Annotated in this window: 26 protein-coding genes and 1 pseudogene; 9 read left to right on the forward strand and 18 right to left on the reverse strand. The window is 59.0% G+C overall.

Going from position 1 to position 23,904, the window contains the following annotated elements; translation table 11 throughout:
* Positions 1-110: 110 nt before the first annotated feature.
* From NK667_RS10040 to NK667_RS10070, 7 genes are all read right to left on the reverse strand, one after another.
* The gene (locus NK667_RS10040) at positions 111-1,148 is read right to left on the reverse strand and encodes a DNA topoisomerase IB (protein ID WP_054050535.1); all 1,038 of its coding nucleotides are present in this window, start codon (positions 1,146-1,148) and stop codon (positions 111-113) included.
* A 75-nt stretch (positions 1,149-1,223) separates the two neighbouring features.
* The gene (gene modC, locus NK667_RS10045; protein WP_054614577.1) at positions 1,224-2,303 is read right to left on the reverse strand and encodes a molybdenum ABC transporter ATP-binding protein; all 1,080 of its coding nucleotides are present in this window, start codon (positions 2,301-2,303) and stop codon (positions 1,224-1,226) included.
* Positions 2,304-2,306: 3 nt separating this feature from the next.
* Entirely contained in the window at positions 2,307-2,987 is a 681-nt protein-coding gene (gene modB, locus NK667_RS10050; RefSeq protein ID WP_054050539.1) for a molybdate ABC transporter permease subunit, read from the reverse strand.
* The gene (modA, locus tag NK667_RS10055) at positions 2,988-3,755 is read right to left on the reverse strand and encodes a molybdate ABC transporter substrate-binding protein (RefSeq protein ID WP_054614578.1); all 768 of its coding nucleotides are present in this window, start codon (positions 3,753-3,755) and stop codon (positions 2,988-2,990) included.
* A gap of 268 nt (positions 3,756-4,023) precedes the next feature.
* Positions 4,024-5,088, reverse strand: coding sequence for an NAD(P)H-dependent flavin oxidoreductase (locus tag NK667_RS10060; protein WP_054614579.1), 1,065 nt, complete (start codon positions 5,086-5,088; stop codon positions 4,024-4,026).
* Between the two features lie 118 nt (positions 5,089-5,206).
* Positions 5,207-5,800: a hypothetical protein gene (locus NK667_RS10065; RefSeq protein ID WP_054614580.1), complete on the reverse strand. Its 594-nt coding sequence runs from the start codon at positions 5,798-5,800 to the stop codon at positions 5,207-5,209.
* 80 nt (positions 5,801-5,880) lie between these two features.
* A complete protein-coding gene (locus NK667_RS10070; RefSeq protein WP_236708575.1) occupies positions 5,881-8,289 on the reverse strand; it encodes an autotransporter in 2,409 nt (802 codons plus the stop codon).
* Positions 8,290-8,467: 178 nt separating this feature from the next.
* Between NK667_RS10070 and acuI the strand changes: the two genes are divergently transcribed.
* Entirely contained in the window at positions 8,468-9,451 is a 984-nt protein-coding gene (gene acuI, locus NK667_RS10075) for an acrylyl-CoA reductase (NADPH) (RefSeq protein ID WP_054614581.1), read from the forward strand.
* Positions 9,452-9,503: 52 nt separating this feature from the next.
* Here the strand turns inward: acuI and ada are convergent, their stop codons facing one another.
* The 6 genes and pseudogenes from ada to NK667_RS10105 form a co-directional block, all read right to left on the reverse strand.
* Positions 9,504-10,571, reverse strand: a complete 1,068-nt coding sequence (ada, locus tag NK667_RS10080; protein ID WP_054616239.1) for a bifunctional DNA-binding transcriptional regulator/O6-methylguanine-DNA methyltransferase Ada — start codon at positions 10,569-10,571, stop codon at positions 9,504-9,506.
* A 78-nt stretch (positions 10,572-10,649) separates the two neighbouring features.
* On the reverse strand, positions 10,650-11,330 hold the full coding sequence (gene alkB / locus NK667_RS10085; protein ID WP_054614582.1) for a DNA oxidative demethylase AlkB: 681 nt from the start codon (positions 11,328-11,330) through the stop codon (positions 10,650-10,652).
* Positions 11,320-12,009, reverse strand: coding sequence for a 2OG-Fe(II) oxygenase (locus NK667_RS10090; RefSeq protein WP_054614583.1), 690 nt, complete (start codon positions 12,007-12,009; stop codon positions 11,320-11,322). Before NK667_RS10090 ends, alkB begins: the two co-directional genes overlap by 11 nt.
* Positions 12,006-12,281 (reverse strand): annotated as a pseudogene (locus tag NK667_RS32815) (methylated-DNA--[protein]-cysteine S-methyltransferase); the annotation flags it as partial. The pseudogene NK667_RS32815 and the gene NK667_RS10090, both read right to left, overlap by 4 nt.
* Positions 12,282-12,635: 354 nt before the next feature.
* On the reverse strand, positions 12,636-12,806 hold the full coding sequence (locus tag NK667_RS10100) for a hypothetical protein (RefSeq protein WP_177331429.1): 171 nt from the start codon (positions 12,804-12,806) through the stop codon (positions 12,636-12,638).
* A gap of 35 nt (positions 12,807-12,841) precedes the next feature.
* Positions 12,842-13,147 carry a DUF1883 domain-containing protein gene (locus tag NK667_RS10105; protein ID WP_054050556.1) on the reverse strand — a complete coding sequence of 102 codons (306 nt, stop codon included), beginning with the start codon at positions 13,145-13,147 and terminating at the stop codon, positions 12,842-12,844.
* A gap of 211 nt (positions 13,148-13,358) precedes the next feature.
* Between NK667_RS10105 and NK667_RS10110 the strand changes: the two genes are divergently transcribed.
* A complete protein-coding gene (locus NK667_RS10110; protein ID WP_054614585.1) occupies positions 13,359-13,715 on the forward strand; it encodes a hypothetical protein in 357 nt (118 codons plus the stop codon).
* A gap of 69 nt (positions 13,716-13,784) precedes the next feature.
* Positions 13,785-14,015 carry a hypothetical protein gene (locus NK667_RS10115; protein ID WP_054614586.1) on the forward strand — a complete coding sequence of 77 codons (231 nt, stop codon included), beginning with the start codon at positions 13,785-13,787 and terminating at the stop codon, positions 14,013-14,015.
* 11 nt (positions 14,016-14,026) lie between these two features.
* Here NK667_RS10115 and NK667_RS10120 read toward each other — a convergent pair whose 3' ends face one another.
* Both NK667_RS10120 and NK667_RS10125 read right to left on the reverse strand, forming a co-directional pair.
* Positions 14,027-14,308 carry a hypothetical protein gene (locus NK667_RS10120; RefSeq protein ID WP_054050561.1) on the reverse strand — a complete coding sequence of 94 codons (282 nt, stop codon included), beginning with the start codon at positions 14,306-14,308 and terminating at the stop codon, positions 14,027-14,029.
* A gap of 137 nt (positions 14,309-14,445) precedes the next feature.
* On the reverse strand, positions 14,446-14,634 hold the full coding sequence (locus tag NK667_RS10125) for a hypothetical protein (protein WP_054050563.1): 189 nt from the start codon (positions 14,632-14,634) through the stop codon (positions 14,446-14,448).
* A 258-nt stretch (positions 14,635-14,892) separates the two neighbouring features.
* Between NK667_RS10125 and galU the strand changes: the two genes are divergently transcribed.
* Complete coding sequence (gene galU / locus NK667_RS10130; RefSeq protein ID WP_054050566.1) at positions 14,893-15,732, forward strand: UTP--glucose-1-phosphate uridylyltransferase GalU; 840 nt, start codon at positions 14,893-14,895, stop codon at positions 15,730-15,732.
* Positions 15,733-15,862: 130 nt separating this feature from the next.
* Positions 15,863-17,221: a glutathione-disulfide reductase gene (gene gorA, locus NK667_RS10135; protein ID WP_054614587.1), complete on the forward strand. Its 1,359-nt coding sequence runs from the start codon at positions 15,863-15,865 to the stop codon at positions 17,219-17,221.
* Here the strand turns inward: gorA and NK667_RS10140 are convergent.
* Complete coding sequence (locus NK667_RS10140) at positions 17,218-18,228, reverse strand: DNA-binding protein (RefSeq protein ID WP_054614588.1); 1,011 nt, start codon at positions 18,226-18,228, stop codon at positions 17,218-17,220. The genes gorA and NK667_RS10140 overlap by 4 nt on opposite strands.
* Positions 18,229-18,406: 178 nt before the next feature.
* Here NK667_RS10140 and NK667_RS10145 point away from each other — a divergent pair, with 178 nt between their 5' ends.
* The 3 genes from NK667_RS10145 (at position 18,407) to ahpF (ending at position 21,757) form a co-directional block, all read left to right on the forward strand.
* Positions 18,407-19,351, forward strand: a complete 945-nt coding sequence (locus NK667_RS10145; protein WP_054614589.1) for a site-specific integrase — start codon at positions 18,407-18,409, stop codon at positions 19,349-19,351.
* A 145-nt stretch (positions 19,352-19,496) separates the two neighbouring features.
* Positions 19,497-20,060, forward strand: coding sequence for an alkyl hydroperoxide reductase subunit C (ahpC, locus tag NK667_RS10150; protein WP_054050573.1), 564 nt, complete (start codon positions 19,497-19,499; stop codon positions 20,058-20,060).
* Between the two features lie 131 nt (positions 20,061-20,191).
* Positions 20,192-21,757, forward strand: a complete 1,566-nt coding sequence (gene ahpF, locus NK667_RS10155; protein WP_054614590.1) for an alkyl hydroperoxide reductase subunit F — start codon at positions 20,192-20,194, stop codon at positions 21,755-21,757.
* A gap of 175 nt (positions 21,758-21,932) precedes the next feature.
* Here ahpF and gloA read toward each other — a convergent pair whose 3' ends face one another.
* Positions 21,933-22,454 (reverse strand): lactoylglutathione lyase, encoded by a 522-nt coding sequence (gloA, locus tag NK667_RS10165; RefSeq protein WP_054050577.1) that lies wholly within the window; start codon positions 22,452-22,454, stop codon positions 21,933-21,935.
* Between the two features lie 145 nt (positions 22,455-22,599).
* On the opposite strand from gloA, the gene NK667_RS10170 reads away from it, so the two are divergent.
* Entirely contained in the window at positions 22,600-23,124 is a 525-nt protein-coding gene (locus NK667_RS10170) for a DUF4946 domain-containing protein (RefSeq protein WP_054614591.1), read from the forward strand.
* Between the two features lie 214 nt (positions 23,125-23,338).
* Here the strand turns inward: NK667_RS10170 and NK667_RS10175 are convergent, their stop codons facing one another.
* Positions 23,339-23,704 carry a histone-like nucleoid-structuring protein, MvaT/MvaU family gene (locus tag NK667_RS10175; protein WP_054050582.1) on the reverse strand — a complete coding sequence of 122 codons (366 nt, stop codon included), beginning with the start codon at positions 23,702-23,704 and terminating at the stop codon, positions 23,339-23,341.
* Between the last annotated feature and the right edge of the window lie 200 nt (positions 23,705-23,904).

Below are 23,904 nucleotides of genomic sequence, written 5' to 3' on the forward strand. Positions count from 1 at the left end.
CCTTTGCGATCGTGCAAAAAATAGACAGGTCAGTTCGTCGGTTGGTTGCCTGTTCAAGCACCGACAGATTGAAGCTGCCAGCCCTGCGGCAGCTCTTACCGGGTCGGCGGTCACGATTTTTCGGCAGCGGCGACCATTTTCTCGAGAAAGATCGCGAGCCCGACCTCTTCGGCCCTGAGTCCTTTGCGCACCCGTGGCCGGGGCAGCTCAGCCAAGGCGCCGAGCAAAAATCCATCCAGAACCGCCGGGTGGATGTAGCACTTGCGGCACACCGCCGGGGTGTTGCCCAGTTGTTTGGCGACGTTCTTGACCATCTCCACCACATGTCGCTTGGCGTCGGATTCCGGCTCCCAATGCAGTTCGCGCAACACCGCCAACGCCAGTGCGCTGCCGGCCCAGGTGCGGTAGTCCTTGGCGGTAAAATCGGCGCCGGTGAGGGTTTGCAGGTAGGCATTCACGTCGGAGGAAGTAACGGTGTGTCGCTCGCCGTTTTCGTCGAGGTACTGAAACAGGTTTTGCCCGGGGATTTCCAGGCAGCGCTTGATGATCCGCGCCAGGCGCCGGTCTTTCACGGTGATCTGGTGTTCGACGCCACTCTTGCCGCGAAACTGGAACAGGATTGCACTGCCATTCACCTCGACGTGCCGGTTGCGCAGGGTGGTCAGGCCATAGGAACGGTTGTCCCGTGCATATTGAGTGTTGCCGACGCGGATCAGCGTTGCGTCGAGCAAGGTGATGACTGTGGCCATGACCTTGTCGCGGCTGAAACCCGGCGCCTCCAGCAGGGCTTCCAGTTGCTTGCGCAGTTTTGGCAGGGCAAGGCCGAAGTCGCGCAGCCGCGAATATTTGTCGGCATCGCGCACTTCGCGCCAGCGTGCGTGATAACGGTATTGCTTGCGGCCCCGGGCATCGCGGCCGGTGGCTTGCAGATGGCCGCGCGGGTCGGCGCTGATCCACACGTCGATGTAGGCCGGTGGCACCGCAAGAGCGTTGATGCGCTTGATTTCGTCGGGATCGGTGATGCGCTGGCCCGCCGGATCGAAATAACAGAACTTGCCGCGCAGTTTCTTGCGGGTAATGCCGGGCTGGGTGTCATCGACGTAATGCAGGTCGGGCGGCAACACATCGATCAGCGCGGAATCGGGCATGGCAGTAGTCCTTGGCAACGAATAGAGGGCTTGTAAAACCATTGACCGCGCCCTATCGCCGTGGTGCCAAGAGATTCAGGCCAGCACCGCTACCGCTTTGATCTGCGCCCAGAGTGACTGGCCAGGATGAATGCCCAGTTGATCCCGGGAATAGCGGGTGATCCGTGCCAGCAGTGGTGTACCGCCAGCGTCGAGTCGGATCAGCACATGGGCGGCGTTGTCGGCGCCGAGCTCACTGATCACCGTCACCGGCAGGCGATTGAGGATGCTGCTTTGCTCGACGCTGTGCAGGCTCAAACTGACGTCTCGCGCCTGCACTTTGCAGCGCAGCGCCTGGCCTTCAGTCATTGGTGAATGGGGCACGCGCAGACTCAGGCCGGAATTCGGGAGTTGCAGGGTCAGCAGTTGATAAGCGCTGTCGTAGGCGCTGACGTGTCCTTCAATCACCACGCCAGCGTCGTCGCCCAGCGCCAGCGGCAGGTCGAGCCGGGCCAGGGTTTCGCCGATCGGGCCGCTGGCCAGAGCCTGGCCGTCGCTGAGCAGCACAATATGGTCGGCCAGTCGCGCCACTTCATCCTGGGAATGGCTGACGTACAGCACTGGAATGTCCAATTCATCGTGCAGCCGTTGCAGATACGGCAGGATCTCGTTTTTGCGCCGGCTATCCAGCGCCGCGAGCGGTTCGTCCATCAACAGCAGTTTCGGGCTGGTGAGCAACGCGCGGGCGATGCCGATGCGCTGGCGCTCGCCGCCGGACAGGTGTTGCGGATGCCGGCCGAGCAAATGGCCGATGCCCAGCAGTTCGGTGGCGTGGGCCATATCGACCCGACGCTGCTGTTTCGGGATGCGTTTGAGGCCGAATTCCAGGTTAGCCAGCACGGATAAATGCGGAAACAAGCTGGCCTCTTGAAACACATAACCGAGGGCACGTTTGTGCGGCGGGACGAAAATCTTCCGGCTGCTGTCCTGCCAGACTTCATCGTTAATCTGGATAAAGCCTTCGTCGGCTTTCTCCAATCCGGCAATACAACGCAGGCAAGTGGTCTTGCCCGAGCCGGAGTGGCCGAACAAAGCAGTCACGCCACGACCGGGCATTTGCAGGTCCACATCCAGGGCGAACCCCGAGTAACTCAGTTTCAGACGGGTTTGAATCATCGATCAGCTCCAGCCCGCTTTGGTTTTACGGCTGGAGTAGAGCGCCAGCAACACCAGGAAAGAGAACACCAACATTGCCCCGGCCAGCCAGTGGGCCTGGGCATATTCCATGGCTTCGACGTGATCGTAGATCTGCACCGACACCACGCGGGTCTTGTCCGGGATGTTGCCACCGATCATCAGCACCACGCCGAACTCGCCGACCGTATGCGCGAAGCCGAGAATCGCGGCGGTGATGAAGCCGGGACGGGCCAGGGGCAGGATCACGCTGAAAAACGTGTCCCAGGGATTGGCGCGCAACGTCGCGGCGACTTCCAATGGGCGAGTCCCGATGGCGGAAAAAGCGTTTTGCAGCGGCTGCACCACGAACGGCATCGAATAGAGCACCGAGCCGATGACCAACCCCGCAAAACTGAAGGTGAGGGTGCCGAACCCCAGTGATTGGGTGAACTGGCCGACGAAGCCGTGAGGCCCGAGCGCCAGTAATAAATAGAAGCCAATCACCGTGGGCGGCAACACCAGCGGCAGGGCCACAATCGCACCGACCGGGCCGCGCAGCCAGGAGCGGGTGCGCGACAGCCATAACGCAATCGGAGTGCCGATCACCAACAGAATGATGGTCGTCAGGGACGCCAGTTTCAGGGTCAGCCAGATGGCGGAAAAATCGGCACTCGTCAGCGTCATTTAGAGTTGGTAACCGTAGGACTTGATGACTGCAGCGGCTTTCGGACCTTTCAGGTATTCAACCAGCGCCTTGGCGGCCGGGTTGTCTTTGCCTTTATTGAGGATCACCGCGTCTTGTTTGATCGGGTCGTGCAGGCTCGCCGGAACGATCCAGGCCGAACCGCTGGTGACTTTGCCGTCTTTGTAGATCTGCGACAAGGCTACGAAGCCCAATTCAGCGTTGCCAGTGGAAACGAACTGGTAGGCCTGAGTGATGTTCTGGCCTTCAACGATCTTGTCCTTGACCTTGTCGGTCAGGCCTTCTTTAGCCAGTACCTGGGTCGCAGCCAAGCCATACGGTGCGGCTTTCGGGTTGGCGATTGACAGGTGCTGGTATTCGTTTTTCTTCAGTACTTCGCCTTTGGCATCGACATAACCTTCCTTGGCCGACCACAGCGCCAGGGTGCCGATGGCGTAGGTGAAGCGCGAGCCCTTGACGGTGTCGCCTTCGGTTTCGAGTTTTTGCGGGGTGGTGTCGTCCGCCGAGAGGAACACTTCGAACGGCGCGCCATTCTTGATCTGGGTGTAGAACTGACCGGTCGCGCCATAGGCCGCTACCAGTTTATGCCCGGTGTCTTTTTCGAAATCAGCGGCGATCGCCTGGATCGGCGCGGTGAAGTTGGCGGCGACAGCCACCTGGACTTCATCCGCCTGGGCCGAGCCGAAAGCGAAGACAGCGAGCAGGCTCGCCAGGCAAGTAGGGGCAAAATGTGAGGCACGAATGGTCATGGAACGGCTCCGTGGTAGGCAAGTGCAGTGGGCAGTTTTTATAGGGGTGAACTGCGCCGATGCGAGGGGTGAAACGCTATATATCGGAATATATAGCGAAATGCCTGTAAACGGAACTTGTTGGTATTGCGCGGGATTTGATTGGCGCTGATAACCCTGTGGGAGCGGGCTTGCTCGCGAAGGCGGTGGGTCAGGCGACATTAATGTTGAATGCGCCGGCCTCTTCGCGAGCAAGCCCGCTCCCACAGGGGTTTATGGTGTTCTCAGGTTAGCGGCGAATCAGTTTGGCCAAAGCCTCTTCGGCCAGGCGCCGGGTCAGTTCCGCCGTGGGCAACTCAACGCCCAACCTGAATGCCTGCCCGGCCCACAGGTTGGCAAAATCCGCCGGATCCTTGGCTCGCAGCGGCATCAATGCACCGCCAGCCAAAGGGAAGGCGGGGGCTTTATCGCTCATTGGCCCTATCTCTCGCATCACCCGATTCAGCAACCCCCGCGCCGGGCGCCCGGTGAAGAGATTAGTGACCGCGGTTTCGCTTTCCTTGGCGGTGCGCAAGGCCTTGTGGTGCGCCGCGCTGATCTTGGCTTCCGGCGTGAACAAATATGCCGTCCCCACTTGCACCGCCGAGGCGCCCAGATGGAACGCGGCGGCAATCCCGCGCGCGTCCGTGATTCCGCCAGCAGCAATCACCGGCACTTTCACGGCATCGACGATTTGCGGCACCAGTGCGAACGTTCCCACTTGGCTGGTCAGATCATTACTGAGAAACATCCCGCGATGACCACCGGCCTCATAACCCATGGCGATGATCGCGTCGCAGCCGCGCTGCTCCAGCCACACCGCCTCATCAACGGTCGTAGCCGACGACAGGATTTTCGCTCCGGTAGCTTTCACTCGATCCAGCAGGGATTTCTCCGGCAGGCCGAAGTGGAAACTCACGACCTCGGGGCGAAATTCTTCAATCAGGGCACAAGCGGTTTCGTCGAACGGCGCGCGATTGGACACCGGCGTCGGTGCGTCGAAATCAGCGCCCAGTTCACGGTAGTAAGGCTCCAGCAGATTCTTCCAGTCCCGGGCTTTTTGCTCGTCGGGTGCTGGCGGTTGATGGCAGAAAAAATTGACGTTGAACGGCCGCTGGCTGTGCTGGCGGATGGTTTTCAGCTCTTCGCGCAACTGCTCGATGCTCAACAGCGCGGCGGGCAATGAGCCCAGGCCGCCGGCGTTACTCGCCGCAATCACCATGGCTGAATCGTGGGCGCCAGCCATTGGCGCCTGGATGATCGGCAGTTCGATCCCGAGCAGATCAAGAATGCGGGTGTCTGGCCATTGGCTCATTTGAAGCTTCTCCGACATCGACGGTATTGCCCGTTTTGTATCAGCTACGAGGAGGGCAGGCCAGTCGGTTTTTCTGAACGGTCCGGGTCGGTTTTTCAGAATGGACCGACGCCGGTGTTTATGCCGTTGGCAGCCAGGGCGCCGCGAGTGCCAGCGCACCATGGCCGCCACGCCGGACGCAGGCCAACACCTGCACCCACGTCAGTTCGGTCAGGCGAACCTGGGAAGCCGGGACCACGCGGACTTCGCCCGACGTACCGCCCGCCGGGCCTGCATCGAGGATAAACACCGAATACCACGCCTGCTGCTGTTCAAGCACCAGGCAAAACAACCAGCCATCGTCTTCATTGATCAGCCCGACCTTCGCGCCTTCGGCATTTTCCAGGCCAGCCAGGTGCGCTGTCGCATCCTTGAGCAGGGCATAGCCAGGCACCTTGCCGAGCACGTTGTCTTCCAGCGCATTGAACAGTGAGGTGCCCAACCGCGTCTTGGCCAGAAGCCCGGCGAAAAAACAGATCAACACCAGCACCACCAATGCCACGAGGGTGAACGCCGTCACCCCGGCGACGCTGTACTCGGCGAACATCGGCAGCAGTTTGTGAATCGGTTCGCGCAGCAGGTGCACGCCTTTTTCCAGCAGCAAAAACACCAGCACCAACGGCAGGATAAACAGCAGCCCACCGGCCACGGTGGTTTTGATAAAACGAAACATGGCAGCCCCTTTAAGCGGTCATTCAAACGGCATTCAACGACGATGGAATCCGCCGCCACCCCCTCCGCCAAACGAGCGATTCATGACCTGGGAGGAGTTGTGATAGTTGTTGAAGCGTTCATTGCCCGAAGAGCGCGCCGCCGATTCGCGGTTGAGATTCTGCAACTGGCGTTGTTCGCCGGGTTGACCCTTGTCGCGTTGCCCTTGACCATCGATTGCCAGCCGTCGTCGGTCTTTTTGTAGACGTTGCCGTCATGCCCGGCGTAGACGTTGTCACCCACTTTCGCGGCGCCACTGTTGCGTCCGCGAATGGCGCCGTACTGGGTGGTTTTGTCGGTGTTGGGGTTGTAGACCGCACCGCGATTGGCGGTGACTTGAGTGCCGTTGCGCACGTTGCCCGCTGTGACTTTGCCACCGGCAATCGCTGCGCCGCCAGGCCCGACGATCTCGCCGCTGCGCCCGGCAGCGTAGTTGCCGGTGTAGACGTTGTGCACCGCGCCGCGCTGCCCGGCCGTGGCGATACCGGTGCGCGAGTTGTAGGAAGAGCCGACCTGACCAGCCCAGCGGTTGCCGGTCCAGGCGTTGTAGCCCGCGCCGTAACGGCTGACCGAAGCACGATCACCCCATTGACGATAGATGTTGCCGGTGCTGCCCGCCCAGCCGCCAGGACCCCAGGCCACCGCACCGCCGTGATAACCGTAGGCCGCGCCACCCCACGGCATCGGTGCCGGGTAAAGGTGCGGGCCCCAGGCGTAACCCCAACCGTAATTGCCCCACCAAGGGTAGGCGCCCCAGCCCCAGCCCATGGCCACGGTGCTGCCGCCCCAACTCCAGCCAAAACCGAAACCGAAGGTCCAGCCGGTCCACGGGGTATAGCGAATCGCGACGCCAAAACCGTAGGTCACTGGCGGGCCGTACCAGACAGTGCCGACCCATGGCGTATACGGGTAACCGGTGCCATAAACCACCACGCCACTGGCCGGGTCCACCGTGGAACCCTGATACCCCGGCGTATACCCCACGACCACCGTATCGCCGTTGGCCTCATAGACTTTCACGTAGGTGATGTAGTGCATCGGCGAGCTCGGCGGAATCGAGTAAATCACCGCCGGCACCGAAGTCGCGACCGACCACGGGCCCTGGACCGATGTGGCGTTGAACCAGATACCGTTCTCCACCGCATACCAACTCTTGGCATCGACCATGATGATGGGTGTCGGAGTGTTCACCACGTATTGCAGCGGCGTACCGCTGATAGCCTTGAGCTGCGGTTGGCCGTCGAACTGCGGCGCGGTCATTTTTACTTGGCTTTTCTTGATGGCCGAGGTCTGCGGGATCGTCGCTGCAATCGCCGCTTCACGAGCCTGTGGCGTCCCGGCCACCGAAGCCTTGACGTTCTCTTTCGCACTGTCATCCGGGATGTTGGCGAAGTCGGCCGGCAATTTGTCCGCCGAGGCGAAGGTCCACGGGCCTTTCATGTCCGTCGCTTTGAACCAGCGCCCGGAGATCAGCACATAGCTGTCCTGGTCGCCAATTTCCTTGAAGATGTGCCCGGTGGTGTTGGTCACGTAGAGCAATTGAGTGCCCTGGATCGGCTGCCATTGCGGCGCGCCATCGGTGACGATCAACTCGGTGGGCGTCGTTGCAACATGGATCTGTGGGATCGGTGGCTTGGCCAGTGTAGGAATTTTGTCCTTCGGATCACTCTGGCCGGTCAGCAAATCAACCTGACGACTCTGGATCGCGGCTTTCTTGGCTTTTTCCAGATCGGCTGACGGCGAGGGCAGCGGTGCATAGGGGCCGTCGAGCTGATCGGCGGCCATCCAGCCGTCGAACACATGCAGGTAATGTTTGCCCTGGGCATCCTTCAGCAGCAACGGCCGGGTGTTGATCACCCGCTGCAGCGCTGTGCCGTCCACCGGCCGGTAAGCCGGCTCGCCATCGATGTACACCAGCAGCGCTGGGACATCGGAGGTGATGATGCTCGGCGGGGTGTTTTCGATCGGGTCGCTGCTGGATTTCTGCTCGGCCGCGAGTACGCCGACGGCGGCTTCGAGCTGGTCCAGGGAAATGGTTTTCTTGCGGTTCGCCGCGTCTTTTTTCAGGGCGGCGACCCAGGCGTCGGACTGCGCGGCACTCGACGGAAAATCTGCTTTGATCAGAGTGTATTGATCGAGCGCCACCCAACGCGTGGCTTTATCCACGAGGGTATGGGCGCTGAACTGGACGATGCCATAAGTGGATTTTCCATCGGCCCCGGTGGCCTCGACCGCCGCCCGGGCCTGAAGGGTATAACCGTCCCAACTGTCGAGTTGCGGCTGATAGATCGTCAGTTTGGTATCACCGGCGGTCAGGACTTGCGGCCAGGTCGGGCTCGCTGCCGCTTGAGCCGCAGGGGCTTTCGATGCTTGGGGCTGTGCAGCCTGGGCGCCACTGAACGCCAGCAAACAGAGCATCAGCAAAACGGTAAACGAGCGAAGGTAAGGCATTGTCAGCTCCATCGACAGGGCGGTTTTTTCAGGTAATTCAAGGCCGCGAAAAAAGCATAGCCTCCGGTTTTGGAAACGCTCGGTGGATTTGGCGATTGGATGAAAGTCGGGTACGGCAATGTGTTGCATTGTGTTATTTCAATGTCACCAACTTCAGCGAACCCATTGGGAGAGAGCAATGTTCAAGGGCATTTTGATCGACAAAGACGACAGCGGTTACCGGGCCACACTGCAAGAGATCAATGACGATCAACTGCCCGAAGGCGATGTGACGGTGCGCGTGGCGTACAGCACGCTGAATTTCAAGGATGGCCTGGCGATCACCGGCAGCAGCCCGGTGGTGCGAAAATTCCCCATGGTGCCGGGGATCGATCTGGCAGGCAGCGTTGAAGTCAGCGGGAATCCGGACTACAAGGTCGGTGACCTTGTCGTACTTAATGGCTGGGGCGTGGGCGAAGGGCATTGGGGCGGACTGGCGCAGAAAGCACGGCTCAATGGCGACTGGCTGATTCCTCTGCCGAAGGCGTTCACCACGGCGCAAGCCATGGCCATCGGCACGGCCGGTTACACGGCGATGCTCTGCATCCTGGCGTTGGAACACAATGGCGTCACGCCGGATCAGGGCGAAGTGCTGGTGACCGGCGCCAACGGCGGGGTCGGCAGCTTTGCCATCACGCTGTTAAGCAAACTCGGCTACCGGGTGGTGGCGTCGACCGGACGCACCTCGGAGCACGACTACCTTAAACAGTTGGGCGCCAGCGATATCATCGACCGCGCCACGCTGTCCGAACCCGGCAAACCGTTGGCCAAGGAACGTTGGGCAGCGGTGATCGATTCGGTCGGCAGTCACACCCTGGCCAACGCCTGCGCCAGCACCAAGGCCAACGGCACGGTTGCAGCGTGTGGCCTGGCGCAAGGCATGGACTTTCCGGCGTCCGTTGCGCCGTTCATTTTGCGCGGCGTGACCCTCGCCGGAATCAATAGCGTGACTCAGCCGAAAGCCAAGCGCGTGCAGGCCTGGAATCGCCTCGCCGAGGATCTCGACTTTGCCTTGCTGCCGCTGATCAGCCACGAAATCGGCTTGAGCGAAGCCATCGAAGCCGCACCGCGCTTGCTCGCGGGTCAGCTACGGGGCAGGGTTGTCGTCGACGTCAATCGCTGAAGGGAGGCGTCGTTGCGGCTCGAAAGGGCCGCGATGGTGGCAACGGCACTCGCTAAGGCTGGTTTTCCCGCTCCAGCAGTTGCCGCTTGCGCTCCACACCCCAACGATAACCCGACAGGTTGCCGTCGCTGCGCACCACCCGGTGGCAGGGAATTGCCACGGCCAGGCTGTTCGCGCCACAGGCCTGGGCCACGGCGCGCACGGCTTTCGGCGAACCGATGCGCTGGGCGATATCGGCGTAACTGGCAGTGGCGCCGGCAGGAATTTCCCGCAGGGCTTGCCAGACGCGCTCCTGAAAAGCGGTGCCGCGCACATCCAGAGGCAAGTCCAGGCCGATGGCGGGCGCCTCGATAAAGCCGACGACTTGGGCGATCAATTGCTCGAACCCGTGATCAGCACCGATCAGATTCGCGCGACGAAACTTGTCCTGCAGATCGCACACCAGTTGGTGTGGATCGTCCCCCAACAGAATCGCGCAGATACCCCGTTCACTTTGTGCTACCAGGATCGCCCCAAGGGAGCATTGGCCGACCGCAAAGCGGATGTCGTTGTTCTGGCCTTCGGCGCGGTAATCACCGGGCTTCATGCCCAATAGCTGATCGGCCGCCTCGTAGAATCGGCTGTTCGAATTGAAACCCGCGCCATACAGCGCGTCGGTCACCGAACCGCCGACGCTCAAGCGCTCGCGAACCTTGCGTGAGCGGTGTGCGCTGGCGTAGCCCTTGGGCGTCAGGCCAGTGACGGCTTTGAACACACGATGGAAGTGAAAGCTGCTGAGGCCCGCCGCCTCGGCCAGTTCACCCAGCGCCGGCAAGTTCTCGGCGGATTCGATCTGACGGCAAGCAGCCGCCACGGTCGCGGCATGCTGGGCGGCCACAGCGCTTTGATCCTTCGCCGCCCGTTTGCTCGGGCGATAACCCGCTGCCTGCGCCTGTTCGGCAGTATCGAAGAATTCGACGTTCTGCGGTTTCGGCAAGCGCGCCAGGCTGCTGGGGCGGCAATAGATGCCGGTGGTTTTCACCGCGTAGACGAACTGCCCGTCAGCCTTGGGATCGCGGGCGACTACTGCGGCCCAGCGTGGGTCGTTCTCGGTCGCGATGTGGGTCGAAGGGGTGGTCATGGCTTCAGGTCCGTTGACGGGTTTCATACAGATTAAGCAGTCGGCGGGAACGCAACACTCCGGGTCTTGCGGTCAAATTCAACCCGCGCTACGAAACGTGAAATTGATCCGCTGTTCGCCCAGTCGCGGGTGCTGGCCGTCCTTGATTGGCAAGACGCCGTGGTAACGCAAGCGATCAACGCCGCCCCAGACCACGATGTCCCCATGAAACAGCGGCACACGCTGGCTCTTGTCGCTGCGTTCGAAGCCGCCAAACAAAAACATCGCCGGCAAACCCAAGGACACCGAAACGATCGGCGCTGCGTAGGAACCTTCGTCTTTGTCCTGATGCAATGACATCTTGGCGCCTGGGATATAGCGGTTGATCAGGCAGGAATCCGGCACGAAGTCGGCAAATCCTGCTTCCCGCGCCGCCGCTTGCGCCAGCTCGAAAAACACCTCGGGCATCGCCGGCCAGGGTTGCCCGGTTTGCGGATCGTTGCGGGTGTAACGATAGCCGCTGCGGTCCGTGGTCCAGCCCAGCGTGCCGCAACTGCTCAGGCCCACCGACATGGTGAAACCGCCGGGCGTGACCATTTGCCGAAACGGCGCGGCCAGTAGAACGGCTTCCAGCGCCGGTAGCAATCGGTCGATCAGGGGCAGGGCAAAGCCCCGGAGCACGTAGGACTGTTCGCCGATCTGTTCGCGCCGGGGCGGCTGTTCGGGCTCGCTGTCGGCGAACAAATCGAGGGTGGTCGGGTTCATGGGTTCATAGCGCATCGTGAAAGATGATTCCAAGGGTATGCCGTTTGCCACTGTGCAGGCGACTGACGCCGTGGCGCATAGTGACTCGGTAATAGCCGCGAACGCCTTTGACCGGTCGCTGGTTGACGGCAAAGATCAGGCCGTCGCCTTTCTTCAGACCGATCACCTGAGGCCTCGATTGCATTCTCGGGCGCTGCTCGGTCAGCACAAATTCTCCACCGGTGAAGTCGTCGTCCGGTTCTGACAGCAGAATCGCCACTTGCAGTGGGAAAACATGCTCGCCGTACAAGTCCTGATGCAGGCAGTTGTAGTCCTGAGGACCATATTGCAGCAACAACGGTGTCGGGCGCTCCTGACCAGCGGCATGGCAGCGTTCGAGAAACGCTGCGTGGTTGTCGGGGAACCGGGTCGGCAGGTTCATCTGCTCGTACCAGCGATTGGCAATGGGCACCAATCGCGGGTAGAGCGCGCCGCGCAACCGGGCCACCGTGTCCGGCAACGGGTACTTGAAGTACTTGTACTCCCCGCGCCCGAACCCGTGGCGGGCCATCATCACTTGTGAGCGGAAGGGCTCGGGCCGGGGGTACAACGCGCTGACTTGGTCACAGGTTTCGTGGCTCACCAACGAACGGATAATGGCGCAACCGTCCTGATCGAGTTGTTGTTCCAGCAAGGTCCAGTCCAGCTTGCTCATTGTTGCGTCTCACGTTCCAGCAACTGCCGTTTGCGCTCCAGGCCCCAACGATAACCGCCGAGGCTGCCGTCGTGGCGCAGCACCCGATGACACGGCACGATCACGGCAATCGGGTTGGCGCCGCAGGCATTGGCCACCGCGCGAAAAGCCTTGGGCTGGTCGAGACGTTGCGCAATGTCGCGATAGCTGGCGGTCTGGCCCACCGGAATTTGTTGCAGGGCATTCCAGACTTGCCGCTGAAAGGCGCTGCCCGCCAGATCCAGCGGCACATCGAATGCCTGGTGTGGATCGTCGAGGTGGCGCACGGTCTGCTGCAACTGAGGCATCAAGCCTTCATCGCGCTGGAGATCGCCGCTAAAGCGTCGCGCCAGATCGCGTTCAAGAGTGGCCATGTCATCGCCAAGCAGCAACGCACAAAGCCCCTTGTCACTGAAGGCCAGCAACAATACGCCCAGCGAGCAAGTGCCGCTGATGTAGCGAATCGAGGAAGTAGACATGTTCTGACTCCTTAACCAAAGGTTGAGGTGGCCAGTCTAGGGAGCGCCGATCGAGCGAACACTCCGGCGCTTGCGGTCGAATTCGAGCGGGGCGGGGAGCCGACGTCCGTGTTATCGCTCCCGGTCGCGTTACAGCGCTTTGCTGACGCTGATGTCGCTGATCACGTCTTCGCCCTGGCCATGAATGGCGTCCAGCGCAGCTTTGGCTTCTTCTTCAGAGCCGTTTACAAGCTGGGCAAATTCGAAGCGGCGCTCGCCGTTGAGTTTGTATTTGATGACGTACTTGGTCGTTTGGGCCACGGTGATGTCTGCCTTTTTGCGTGTGTGGACGTTGATCAGCTCAGTTTGGTGCTGGAACGGCGAACGATCTTGATCGAGTGGGTCAAGGTCGGCTTGCGCGTAACGCTGATGGCTTTGCGGCTGTTGACCATGTCGATGGTGATGTTCCAGAAACCGGTGCTTGGAGCGGTGATGCGCGCAGGGAAAGTGTCGAATGCGCCGCCGTGATAAGTGTGACGACCGCCATTCTTGAAGCTGCGGAAGTTGGCGTCGTTCATCAAGCGGATGTTGCACATTTGGGAGCACTGGATGACGACGATGTCGTCTTCATTGAGGTGCTCGCGCTGGTGGATAAATTTCATGAGGCGCCTCCAGAAGGGCTTTTTCTACAAAATCAAAACGATAGCAGGGCAATTGGCACAGTTTATCAGCCCGAACGGGTTATTATCCGGCTGTCAGCGTCGTGTTTGACAATTAAAAACAGTTATTCGGAATTCTATGAGCGATAAATGCAACGAGCCTCGGAGAAAAACAGTCATTACGCTGTCGGAGGGTCTTTATCGGAGGTTTTGTATGAAATGGGGTGTCCTGGTCTTGCCACTGGCTTTGGCGGTGAGTGGTTGTGCAAACGTCGCAGAAATCAACGAAACACTGCCGACCATGATCGTGATCTCAGGTAAAAAACCCCAGGAATATGCACAGTGCCTGGTCGAGAAACTGGCTCCCAGCCGTGGCGCCTTGCAACTTGAGCCGCACAAGGACGGCATGCGTGTGATCGTTCCAGGGAAGTTTTCCTCGGGGCCGGCCGCCGTATTCGATATCGAAGACCGCTCCGGCGGCAGCGGTATCAAATTGCATGAGCGCATGTCCAACGTGCCGGTACGCCCCAAAGATATTCAGCGTGCCGCTACCGCGTGCATTTCCGGCTGATAGAATCGACAGCCTGCCTGATGCCGCCAAGGCAACACTTTGGCGGCATTGTCATTTCTGGAGCCGCGCATGAAGCGAGAGCAAGTACGTGAACGCCATGCAGAGGGCCATATCTCTGCCACCCACGTTATTCAGAACCCGGCGAACTCGGGGGAATGGATCGTGTTTTTCAAGAAGAGTGCCGGGCGCAGTTATTTCCTGGTGGATGATAACGACGAAGTCGAATCCTTCAGTCGCCTGGACGATCTGATCGAGGCCGTGCGCGGCCTCGGGATCAAATTTGCCGAAATCCACATGTAGGGCAGGGCGCCCTACTTGCAGACCACCACTACGCTGCGGTTCTTGAAGTTGCCCACATCGACACCCAGGGTTTTGTCGCTTTCCTTGGTCGACGGGGTTCCGTCGGTTCCTACGATCCGGTAGCCAGTGCCGGCACACGAGTCATCGGCTTTTTCATAGCAGGTAGCCCAGGAATTGGCCTCCCCGGAGCAGTCGATAGTCAGCCCTTGCTCGCCATTGTTCAGATAGGTCTTTTCGGATGTGGCGCAGCCAGTGAGCGCCAGTACTGCAATCAGTGCTAGAAGTTTGTTCATGTCGTTGTCGTCGTCAGATGATGGGGCTAAGCCTGTGACAGCAGCGGTGTCAAAAGGTTATAGCGATTGGCCACTTTGTTGCGAACAAGCGTAAAAAAGCCCTGCACAGGGGCAGGGCTGCTCGAATCAGATGCGTTTCAGGACTTGTCCTTGCCGCGCCGCTTCGGGCCTGCGGGTTGATCTTGCAACACCGATGCCACCTCGATCGCCAACGCTTCGGTCGGGAAAGGTCCAGCGATATTTTCGCCAGCAACGCTGTCTACCCACCATTGGCCGTCCTTCGCCTGGTTGATCAGGTACCCATTGACGCTTTTTGCTACCGACATCTATCTGCCTCGTTGGCTGGTTCAATCGCGCCATGATAACGCCAAATGCCCTCAACGGGGGCTGATGGGCGTATGGTGATGTGATTGTCGGTCAGTGCAAAGCCGATGGTCTGTGCTATCTATAAAAGCTTACGGGAACTATCCGCCAGAATATTTCTCTATGATGGCATCGGTTAGCCAGCGCGGGGCATTGTAAGGTGCACGCCGCCTGATTAGACTGCGCCGAAACTCGTACACACAGCCCTTTCAAGGACTTATATGATCAAGAAATGCTTGTTCCCAGCAGCCGGTTACGGTACTCGCTTCCTGCCAGCGACTAAAGCCATGCCCAAAGAAATGCTGCCGGTGGTAAACAAGCCACTGATCCAGTACGGCGTCGAAGAAGCACTGGACGCTGGGTTGACTGAAATCTCCATCGTGACCGGTCGCGGTAAACGCGCTCTGGAAGACCACTTCGACATCAGCTACGAGCTGGAAAACCAGATCAAGGGCACCGACAAGGAAAAATACCTGGTCGGCATCCGCAAACTGCTCGACGAGTGCTCGTTCTCCTACACTCGCCAGACCGAAATGAAGGGCCTGGGCCACGCGATCCTGACCGGCCGTCCACTGATCGGCGACGAACCTTTCGCCGTGGTGCTGGCGGACGACTTGTGCGTCAACCTCGACGGTGACGGCGTCCTGACCCAGATGGTCAAGCTGTACAAACAGTACCGCTGCTCGATCATCGCGATCCAGGAAGTCGATCCGCTGGAAACCAACAAGTACGGCGTGATTGCCGGTGACTTGATCGGTGACGATCTGTACCGCGTGCGCAACATGGTTGAAAAACCGGCTCCGGAGGATGCACCGTCGAACCTGGCGATCATCGGCCGTTACATCTTGACCCCGGACATCTTTGACCTGATCAAGCAAACCGAGCCAGGCAAGGGCGGCGAAATCCAGATCACCGACGCCTTGATGAAACAGGCGCAAAACGGTTGCGTGATTGCCTACAAGTTCAAAGGCAAGCGCTTCGACTGCGGTGGCGCTGAAGGCTACATCGAAGCGACCAACTTCTGCTTCGAGAACTTCTACAAGACTGGCAAGGCTTACTGATAGCGCTTGACTGACCTGTACTGAGAAAACCACCTTCGGGTGGTTTTTTCGTTTTCAGGCCCCATATCGTTCGCAGCGCTTGCCCAATAGACGTCTGCGGGTATGCTGATGGCCTGCCGAGGAGATAGAAATGGCCTACGATTTTGACCTTTATGTGATTGGCGCCGGTTCCGGCGGTGTGCGGGCTGCGCGATTCGCGGCCGGTTTCGGCGCGAAAGTGGCGGTGGCCGAAAGCCGCTACCTGGGCGGTACTTGCGTGAACGTCGGCTGCGTGCCGAAAAAACTGTTGGTCTACGGTGCGCACTTCGCTGAAGACTTCGAGCAGTCTTCCGGTTTCGGCTGGAGCCTGGGCGAGGCGAAGTTCGATTGGGCGACGCTGATCGCCAACAAGGATCGCGAGATCAATCGCCTCAACGGCATTTATCGCAACCTGCTGGTCAACAGCGGCGTGACCTTGCACGAAGGCCACGCCAAGATCGTCGACCCGAATACGGTCGAGATCAATGGCGAGCACTACAGCGCCAAGAACATTCTGATTGCTACTGGCGGCTGGCCGCAGATCCCGGAGATTCCGGGGCACGAACACGCGATCAGCTCCAATCAGGCGTTCTTCCTCAAAGAATTGCCGAAGCGCGTTCTGGTGGTCGGCGGTGGTTACATCGCAGTGGAGTTCGCTGGGATCTTCCACGGTCTGGGCGCACAAACCACGCTGCTGTATCGCGGCGACCTGTTCCTGCGCGGCTTTGACGGCGCGGTGCGCAAACACCTGCAGGAAGAGCTGACCAAGCGCGGTATGGACCTGCAGTTCAATGCGGACATCGAGCGTATCGAGAAACTGGCCGACGGCAGCCTGAAAGCGACCCTCAAGGATGGCCGCGAGCTGGAAGCCGACTGCGTGTTCTATGCCACTGGGCGACGTCCGATGCTGGACAACCTTGGGCTGGAGAACACGGACGTCAAACTCGACAAGAAAGGTTTCGTTGAAGTCGATGAGCAATATCAAACCGCCGAGCCTTCGATTCTGGCACTGGGCGATGTGATTGGTCGTGTGCAACTGACCCCGGTGGCGCTGGCAGAAGGCATGGCGGTTGCGCGACGCTTGTTCAAGCCTGAGCAGTATCGTCCGGTGGACTACAAGATGATCCCGACAGCGGTGTTCAGCTTGCCGAACATCGGCACCGTCGGCCTCACCGAAGAAGAAGCCCGGGAAGCCGGGCATGACGTGGTGATCTACGAAAGCCGTTTCCGGCCAATGAAGCTGACCCTGACCGAGTGTCAGGAGCGCACGCTCATGAAACTGGTTGTGGATGCCAAGACTGACAAGGTGTTGGGCTGCCACATGGTCGGTCCCGATGCCGGGGAAATCGTCCAAGGTTTGGCGATTGCCCTGAAGGCCGGCGCCACCAAGCGCGATTTCGACGAAACCATCGGTGTGCACCCGACGGCCGCCGAAGAGTTCGTCACCATGCGGACGCCGGTCGCGGGTTAATCGTCTTTAGCTGCGTCTGGCGCCGTCGCAACGACTGCCGCCAGACGCACGCTTTCATCCAGGCTGGCCTGGGTCTTCGCCAATTCGACTTCCAGTGACTGATTGATCTGCGACTGCTCGTCGACGTTCTGTTTGAGCGCCTGACTTTCCAGCAAGGCGATGCGCAAGCGTTCCTGAAGAAGGGTGCGTTCGCTGTCGACGCGGTTGGCTTGTTCCAGCAGTTGATCCTGGCGAGTATTGGCTTGTTTGAGCTGCTCTTGTAGCAGGCTCAACTCCCGCAGCGTTCCACGGTTCTCGGTTAGCAAGCGCTCGTTGTCGCGATGCAACTGGGTGATCTCATCCTGACGGACGAGGGCGCTTTGCTGGGCCTGGCGCAATTCCATCTGAATCTGTTGCACCTGGCCTTCATGGCGACGCTGATCCTGTTCGCGCTGCTCCTTGACGGCATTGCGATAATGTTCGAGCGCGTCCCGGGCGTGCAGGTGTTTCTCTTCGAGGGAGCGGATCTGCTCGTCCTTGTCTTTCAAGCGCAATTCAAAATCCGCCAGCGCCTGGTTCAGCCCGGCGTTGCGGGTTTGCTCGGTCTGCAGCATCGAGCGGGTTTCCAGCAGCGCGTCGGATTCCTGAGTCAGTGCCAGGCTTTGAATTTCATATTGCTGATGCAGTTCGCTGTTGGCCTCTCGGGCTTCATCGAGCTGTGACTCCAACTCCTTGCGCTGGCGGTTGAACTGCTCGCGGGCCTGATCAATCGGCTCTTGCGCCTGCTCCTTCAGGCGTTGCGCCAGGCGCGACACCAGTCCGGCCAGCTCATCATCGATGGGTTCGGACGTCGCTTCAGTACGCTCCGGGCCGCCATCCAATTCCTTCAAATAGCGATGAATCGTGGTTTTCGAGCCGGTATTGCCCATCTCGATTCGTACCGCATCAATGCTGGGGTTTTCGCCACGGGCGAGGATCGCCAGCCGTGCTGCTTGAACCACTGCTTTATTTACACCGCCACGAGCCATGAGTCTTCCTACGATTTCGTAATGTGGTACGTACCACTGCTGTACACATTGTACCATTGCAAATAAAAAGGTAAATACTCCAGATTACTGGTACGGGATATACTGGTATTACCCCGTGTGATGATCTGTAGATGCGGTTTTAACCCGCCACAGCAGTACGTTTTCGAGAGTTGAGCCCATGACCGATCTGGATCGCTACCTGCAAGCAGCCACCCGCGACAACACCCGTCGCAGCTACCGGGCGGCCATTGAGCACTTCGAAGTCAGTTGGGGTGGGTTCCTGCCGGCGACCAGCGATAGCGTTGCGCGTTATCTGGTCGCGCATGCGGGCGTGCTGTCGGTGAATACGCTGAAGCTGCGCCTGTCGGCATTGGCGCAATGGCACAACAGCCAAGGCTTTGCCGATCCAACCAAGGCGCCAGTGGTGCGCCAGGTGTTCAAAGGGATTCGCGCGCTGCACCCGGCGCAAGAGAAACAAGCCGAACCATTGCAGCTTCAACACCTGGAGCAAGTGGTGGCGTGGCTGGAGCAGGAAGCGCAAACCGCCCGGAACGGAGGTGATCAGCCAGGATTGCTGCGGGCACGGCGCGACATGGCGCTGATCCTTCTGGGCTTCTGGCGCGGCTTTCGCAGCGATGAGCTGTGCCGATTGCAGATCGAGCACGTAAAAGCCGTCGCTCAATCGGGCATCACGCTCTATCTGCCGCGCAGCAAGAGCGACCGCGAAAACCTCGGCAAGACCTATCAGACGCCGGCGTTGCAGCGTTTGTGTCCGGTGCAGGCCTACATCGCCTGGATCACTGAAGCTGCATTGGTTCGCGGTCCGGTGTTTCGTGGCATCGACCGCTGGGGTCACCTGAGTGAGGAGGGCTTGCACGCCAACAGCGTGATTCCGCTGTTGCGCCAGGCACTGGAGCGCGCCGGCATTCCGGCCGAGCACTACACCAGTCACTCCTTGCGTCGCGGTTTTGCAACATGGGCCCATCAGAGTGGTTGGGACCTGAAGTCGTTGATGAGTTACGTGGGCTGGAAGGATATGAAATCCGCCATGCGCTATGTTGAAGCCAGCCCGTTTCTCGGGATGACGCCCCTCGCGGAAAAGGCCATTGGCGCTGCTAAGTAAGTTTTCTTCTATTAATACGTTCTGCTAATAGCGAAAACCAATGAGCAGCATGAGCTTTGCCAATGAGCCATCCGGCTATCGAGTGGGTAGGATTCACTCCATCAACTTCTCAACCCAACTTTTCAACCCTGACGGAGAGTCACCGATGCCTATCATCAACAGCCAAGTAAAACCGTTCAAAGCTACCGCTTACAAAAATGGCGACTTCGTACAAGTGTCGGACGCAGACCTGAAAGGCAAATGGTCTGTCGTGTTCTTCTACCCAGCTGACTTCACTTTCGTTTGCCCAACCGAACTGGAAGACCTGGCTGACAACTACGCCGCGTTCCAGAAACTGGGCGTCGAAATCTACAGCGTTTCCACTGACACTCACTTTGCTCACGCTGCCTGGCACAACACTTCGCCAGCCATCGGCAAAATCGAATACACCATGATCGGCGACCCAACCCACGCCATCTCCCGCAACTTCGACGTACTGATCGAAGAAGTTGGCCTGGCTGACCGTGGCACCTTCGTGATCAACCCGGAAGGCCAGATCAAAATCGTTGAGCTGAACGATGGCGGTGTTGGTCGTGACGCTTCCGAACTGCTGCGCAAAATCAAGGCTGCCCAGTACGTTGCTGCTCACCCGGGCGAAGTTTGCCCAGCCAAGTGGAAAGAAGGCGAGGCCACTCTGGCTCCGTCCCTGGACCTGGTCGGCAAGATCTAAGTCTGTGACGCAAGCATCACCAGGGCGGGTTTCCGCACCTAAGTAAGCTGCAACCGCCCAATAAAAACGCCCGGGCGAGATTCGCTCGGGCGTTTTTTTTCGCCTCAAATAAAGTAAAGGAAATCGCCCGTATGTTGGACGCCAATCTTAAAGCCCAGTTGAAATCGTACCTGGAACGGGTCACCCAACCGATCGAGATCGTTGCCTCCCTCGACGACGGTGCGAAATCCCAGGAAATGCTCGAACTGTTGAAAGACGTTGCCAGTCTTTCCACGCAAATTACTTTGCTCGACAACGGTGATGATGCACGCAAGCCATCGTTCTCGATCAATCGCCCGGGTGCCGACATCAGCCTGCGTTTCGCCGGCATCCCGATGGGTCACGAATTCACTTCGTTGGTGCTGGCCTTGCTGCAAGTCGGCGGTCACCCTTCGAAAGCCAGTGTCGAAGTGATCGAACAGATTCGCTCGCTCAAAGGCGAGTTCAGCTTCGAGACTTACTTCTCGCTGTCCTGCCAGAACTGCCCGGACGTGGTCCAGGCGCTGAACCTGATGGCCGTGCTCAACCCGAACATCCGCCACGTCGCCATCGACGGTGGGCTGTTCCAGGCCGAAGTCGACAAGCGCCAGATCATGGCGGTGCCAAGCGTCTACCTGAACGGTGAAATCTTCGGCCAGGGCCGCATGGGCGTGGAAGAAATCCTCGCCAAGATCGACACCAGCGGTGCCGAACTGCAAGCCGAGAAGATCAGCGCCAAAGAAGCCTTTGACGTCTTGATCGTCGGCGGTGGCCCGGCCGGTGCTGCGGCCGCGATCTACGCCGCCCGTAAAGGCATTCGTACCGGCGTGGCCGCTGAACGTTTTGGTGGGCAGGTGCTCGACACCATGGCCATCGAAAACTTCATCTCCGTGCAGGAAACCGAAGGGCCGAAACTGGCCAGCGCCCTGGAAGAACACGTCAAGCAATACGACGTCGACATCATGAACCTGCAACGTGCCACCGCGCTGATCCCGGCGAAGAACGTCGGCGAACTGCACGAAGTGCGCTTCGAAAGCGGTGCCAGCCTGAAAACCAAGGCACTGATCCTTGCCACCGGCGCCCGCTGGCGCGAAATGGGTGTGCCGGGCGAGCAGCAATATAAAGCCAAGGGCGTGTGTTTCTGCCCGCACTGCGATGGTCCGTTGTTCAAGGGTAAACGCGTAGCGGTGATCGGTGGCGGTAACTCCGGCGTCGAAGCGGCCATTGACCTGGCCGGTATCGTCAGCCACGTCACGCTGCTGGAATTCGACAGCAAGCTGCGCGCCGATGCGGTCCTGCAACGCAAGTTGTACAGCCTGCCGAACGTCAACGTCATCACCAGCGCGCTGACCAGCGAAGTGAAGGGTGACGGGCAGAAAGTGACCGGCCTGGTCTACAAGGATCGCGATTCGGGTGAGTTCACCACGGTCGAGCTGGAAGGGATCTTCGTGCAGATCGGTTTGTTGCCGAACACCGATTGGCTCAAAGGCACCGTCGAGTTGTCGCCGCGTGGCGAGATCATCGTCGATGCGCGTGGCGAGACTTCGCTGCCGGGTGTGTTTGCTGCCGGTGACGTGACTACCGTGCCGTACAAGCAGATTGTGATTGCAGTGGGCGAGGGCGCCAAGGCTTCCCTCAGCGCATTCGACCACCTGATCCGCACCTCGGCCCCGGCGTAAACGCCAGCGCTGAAAACACAAAACCCCATGAGTGATCATGGGGTTTTTTTGTCTCGCGCATTTCCAATGTGGGAGCGAGCTTGCTCGCGAAGGCGTCGTGTCAGTTAACATTGATGCTGGATGACACACCGCTTTCGCGAGCAAGCCCGCTCCCACAGGGGAATATTGCCAGGTTTTACATCGGTGCTGGCTGGATGATTTCGACCCAGTAAGCATCCGGGTCCTTGATAAACGCCAGGCTCTTCATGCGGCCATCGTTCAGGCGCTTCTGGAAATCACAGCCCAAGGCTTCGAAGCGTTCGCACGCCGCGCGGATGTCAGGAACCGAAATGCAGATATGGCCAAAGCCACGCGGGTCGGTGTTGCCGTTATGGTAGGCAAACTCCGGATCGTTTTCGGTGCCGTGGTTGTGGGTCAGTTCCAGAATGCCGGGGATCGACTTCATCCACTCGGTACGTGCTGCTGCATCGGCCGGGATCTGGTTTTTATCGACCAGCGCCAGGAAGTACAGGCTGAACTCGGCTTCCGGGAAGTCACGCTTTTCAACCAGCGAGAAACCGAGGATGCGCGTGTAGAAATCCAGGGACTTGGTGATGTCCTTGACCCGCAACATGGTGTGGTTGAAGACGAACTTCTGGGTTGCGGTGTCCGGTGCGGCGGTGACGCCGGGGAAGGTGTTCAATTCGTGCAGGCTCATGGGCCCTCCGGAAAATAAGTGGGGCTGGCGAATGGTCGCAATGATACGCAAGCGTCCCGACATCGCCAAACCAAAACGCCCGGCTATTGCCTGACGGCCGGGTGAGGCTCAGACTTTGTGGTTCAATCTGTGAGTGCCTCTCGTAATGATCCGACCGTTTGCATCGCTATTCGTTTTCATGGGTTTGTTTGCACTGGCCTCGACGGTGCAGGCAGACACCCCAAGCATCACCTGGCCAAGCGGCTGGGAAGTGGAAGTCGTTGCGCCAAATCAAGCCGAGCCACAAGTGTCACGCCAGCGCGCGGTGAAAAACGATGCCGATGGCAATCAGGTGCTGGTAATGGAGCTGACCATGACCCCAGTGGAAAGCGGCCATCAGGTGAACTTGCAGGGCGTGTTGCTGGAGATGCGCAAGTCGGTGCAGAAAGACTTTTTCCAGGGTGGCTATCAGAGTGTCTGCAACAAGATTCACCCGGCTACATTGAGTCAACTGTCAGCGCTTGAAACCACGTGCACAATCACCCAGAACGGCCGGCACGTGCTTTCTCAAACATTGGTCGCTGCCGTACAGGCAGACACCGCCTATGTTCTTTCCTACGCGGGGCAGGCTGAGGTTTATAAGGCAAGTCAGGATGAAATAGCGGCGGCCCGTAACAGCTTGAAACTTTAGATGAAGAATTTAAGGCGGTGATTTTTCAAGGCCCGGGTTTTTAGATGCCCAAAGGGATTAAGCACAAAGTACACGACAAGTATTGAGTGCGCCCGGTGTCTGGCACCTCCGTACAAGGTATTTCCAACTTGATCGACGACTATCGTTGCATTTGTTAGATAACAGGCATGAAAAAGCCCTGCATTAGCAGGGCTTTTTTTGTTGCTGCGAAGGGTTAACCGCGCAACCAGGAATCGACGGTGGCTGCACCGTACTGTTCCTTCCAGGCTTTCAGGCCACGGTGATTGCCGCCCTTGGTTTCAATCAATTCACCGGTGTGCGGGTTGTGATAGACCTTGACCACGCGGGCGCGGCGGGTTTTAGGCGCGGCGGTCTGTTGCAGGCCCGATTTAGCCGGGTTCGGATCGAGAATGGCGATGATGTCGCGCAGGCTTTTGCCGTAGGTTTTCATCAGCCCCTGGAGCTTTTCTTCGAATTCGATTTCTTTCTTGAGCCCGGCATCGTTCTTCAAGGATTCCAGCTGCTTGAGCTGTTCTTGAAGGGCCTTTTCAGCTGCACGAAATTCAGCGAGTCTGGACAATATCTTTACTCCAATAGTGTGTTTGGCTGATACCAACCGCAAACAAAGCTATAAGCCAAGAGCCTTGAAGCGACTCGGTGATAATGGCTCACCTGCCAATCTTGCACAGGGTAAGAAAAATTGTAGTAGTTAATTGCTCAAGAGTAAATCATGTCTTTTTCTTCATGTAACAACAGCAGTCTTTTGATTCAATTTGGTGC

Source organism: Pseudomonas nunensis, assembly GCF_024296925.1.
In the GTDB taxonomy this organism is placed as follows: domain Bacteria; phylum Pseudomonadota; class Gammaproteobacteria; order Pseudomonadales; family Pseudomonadaceae; genus Aquipseudomonas; species Aquipseudomonas nunensis.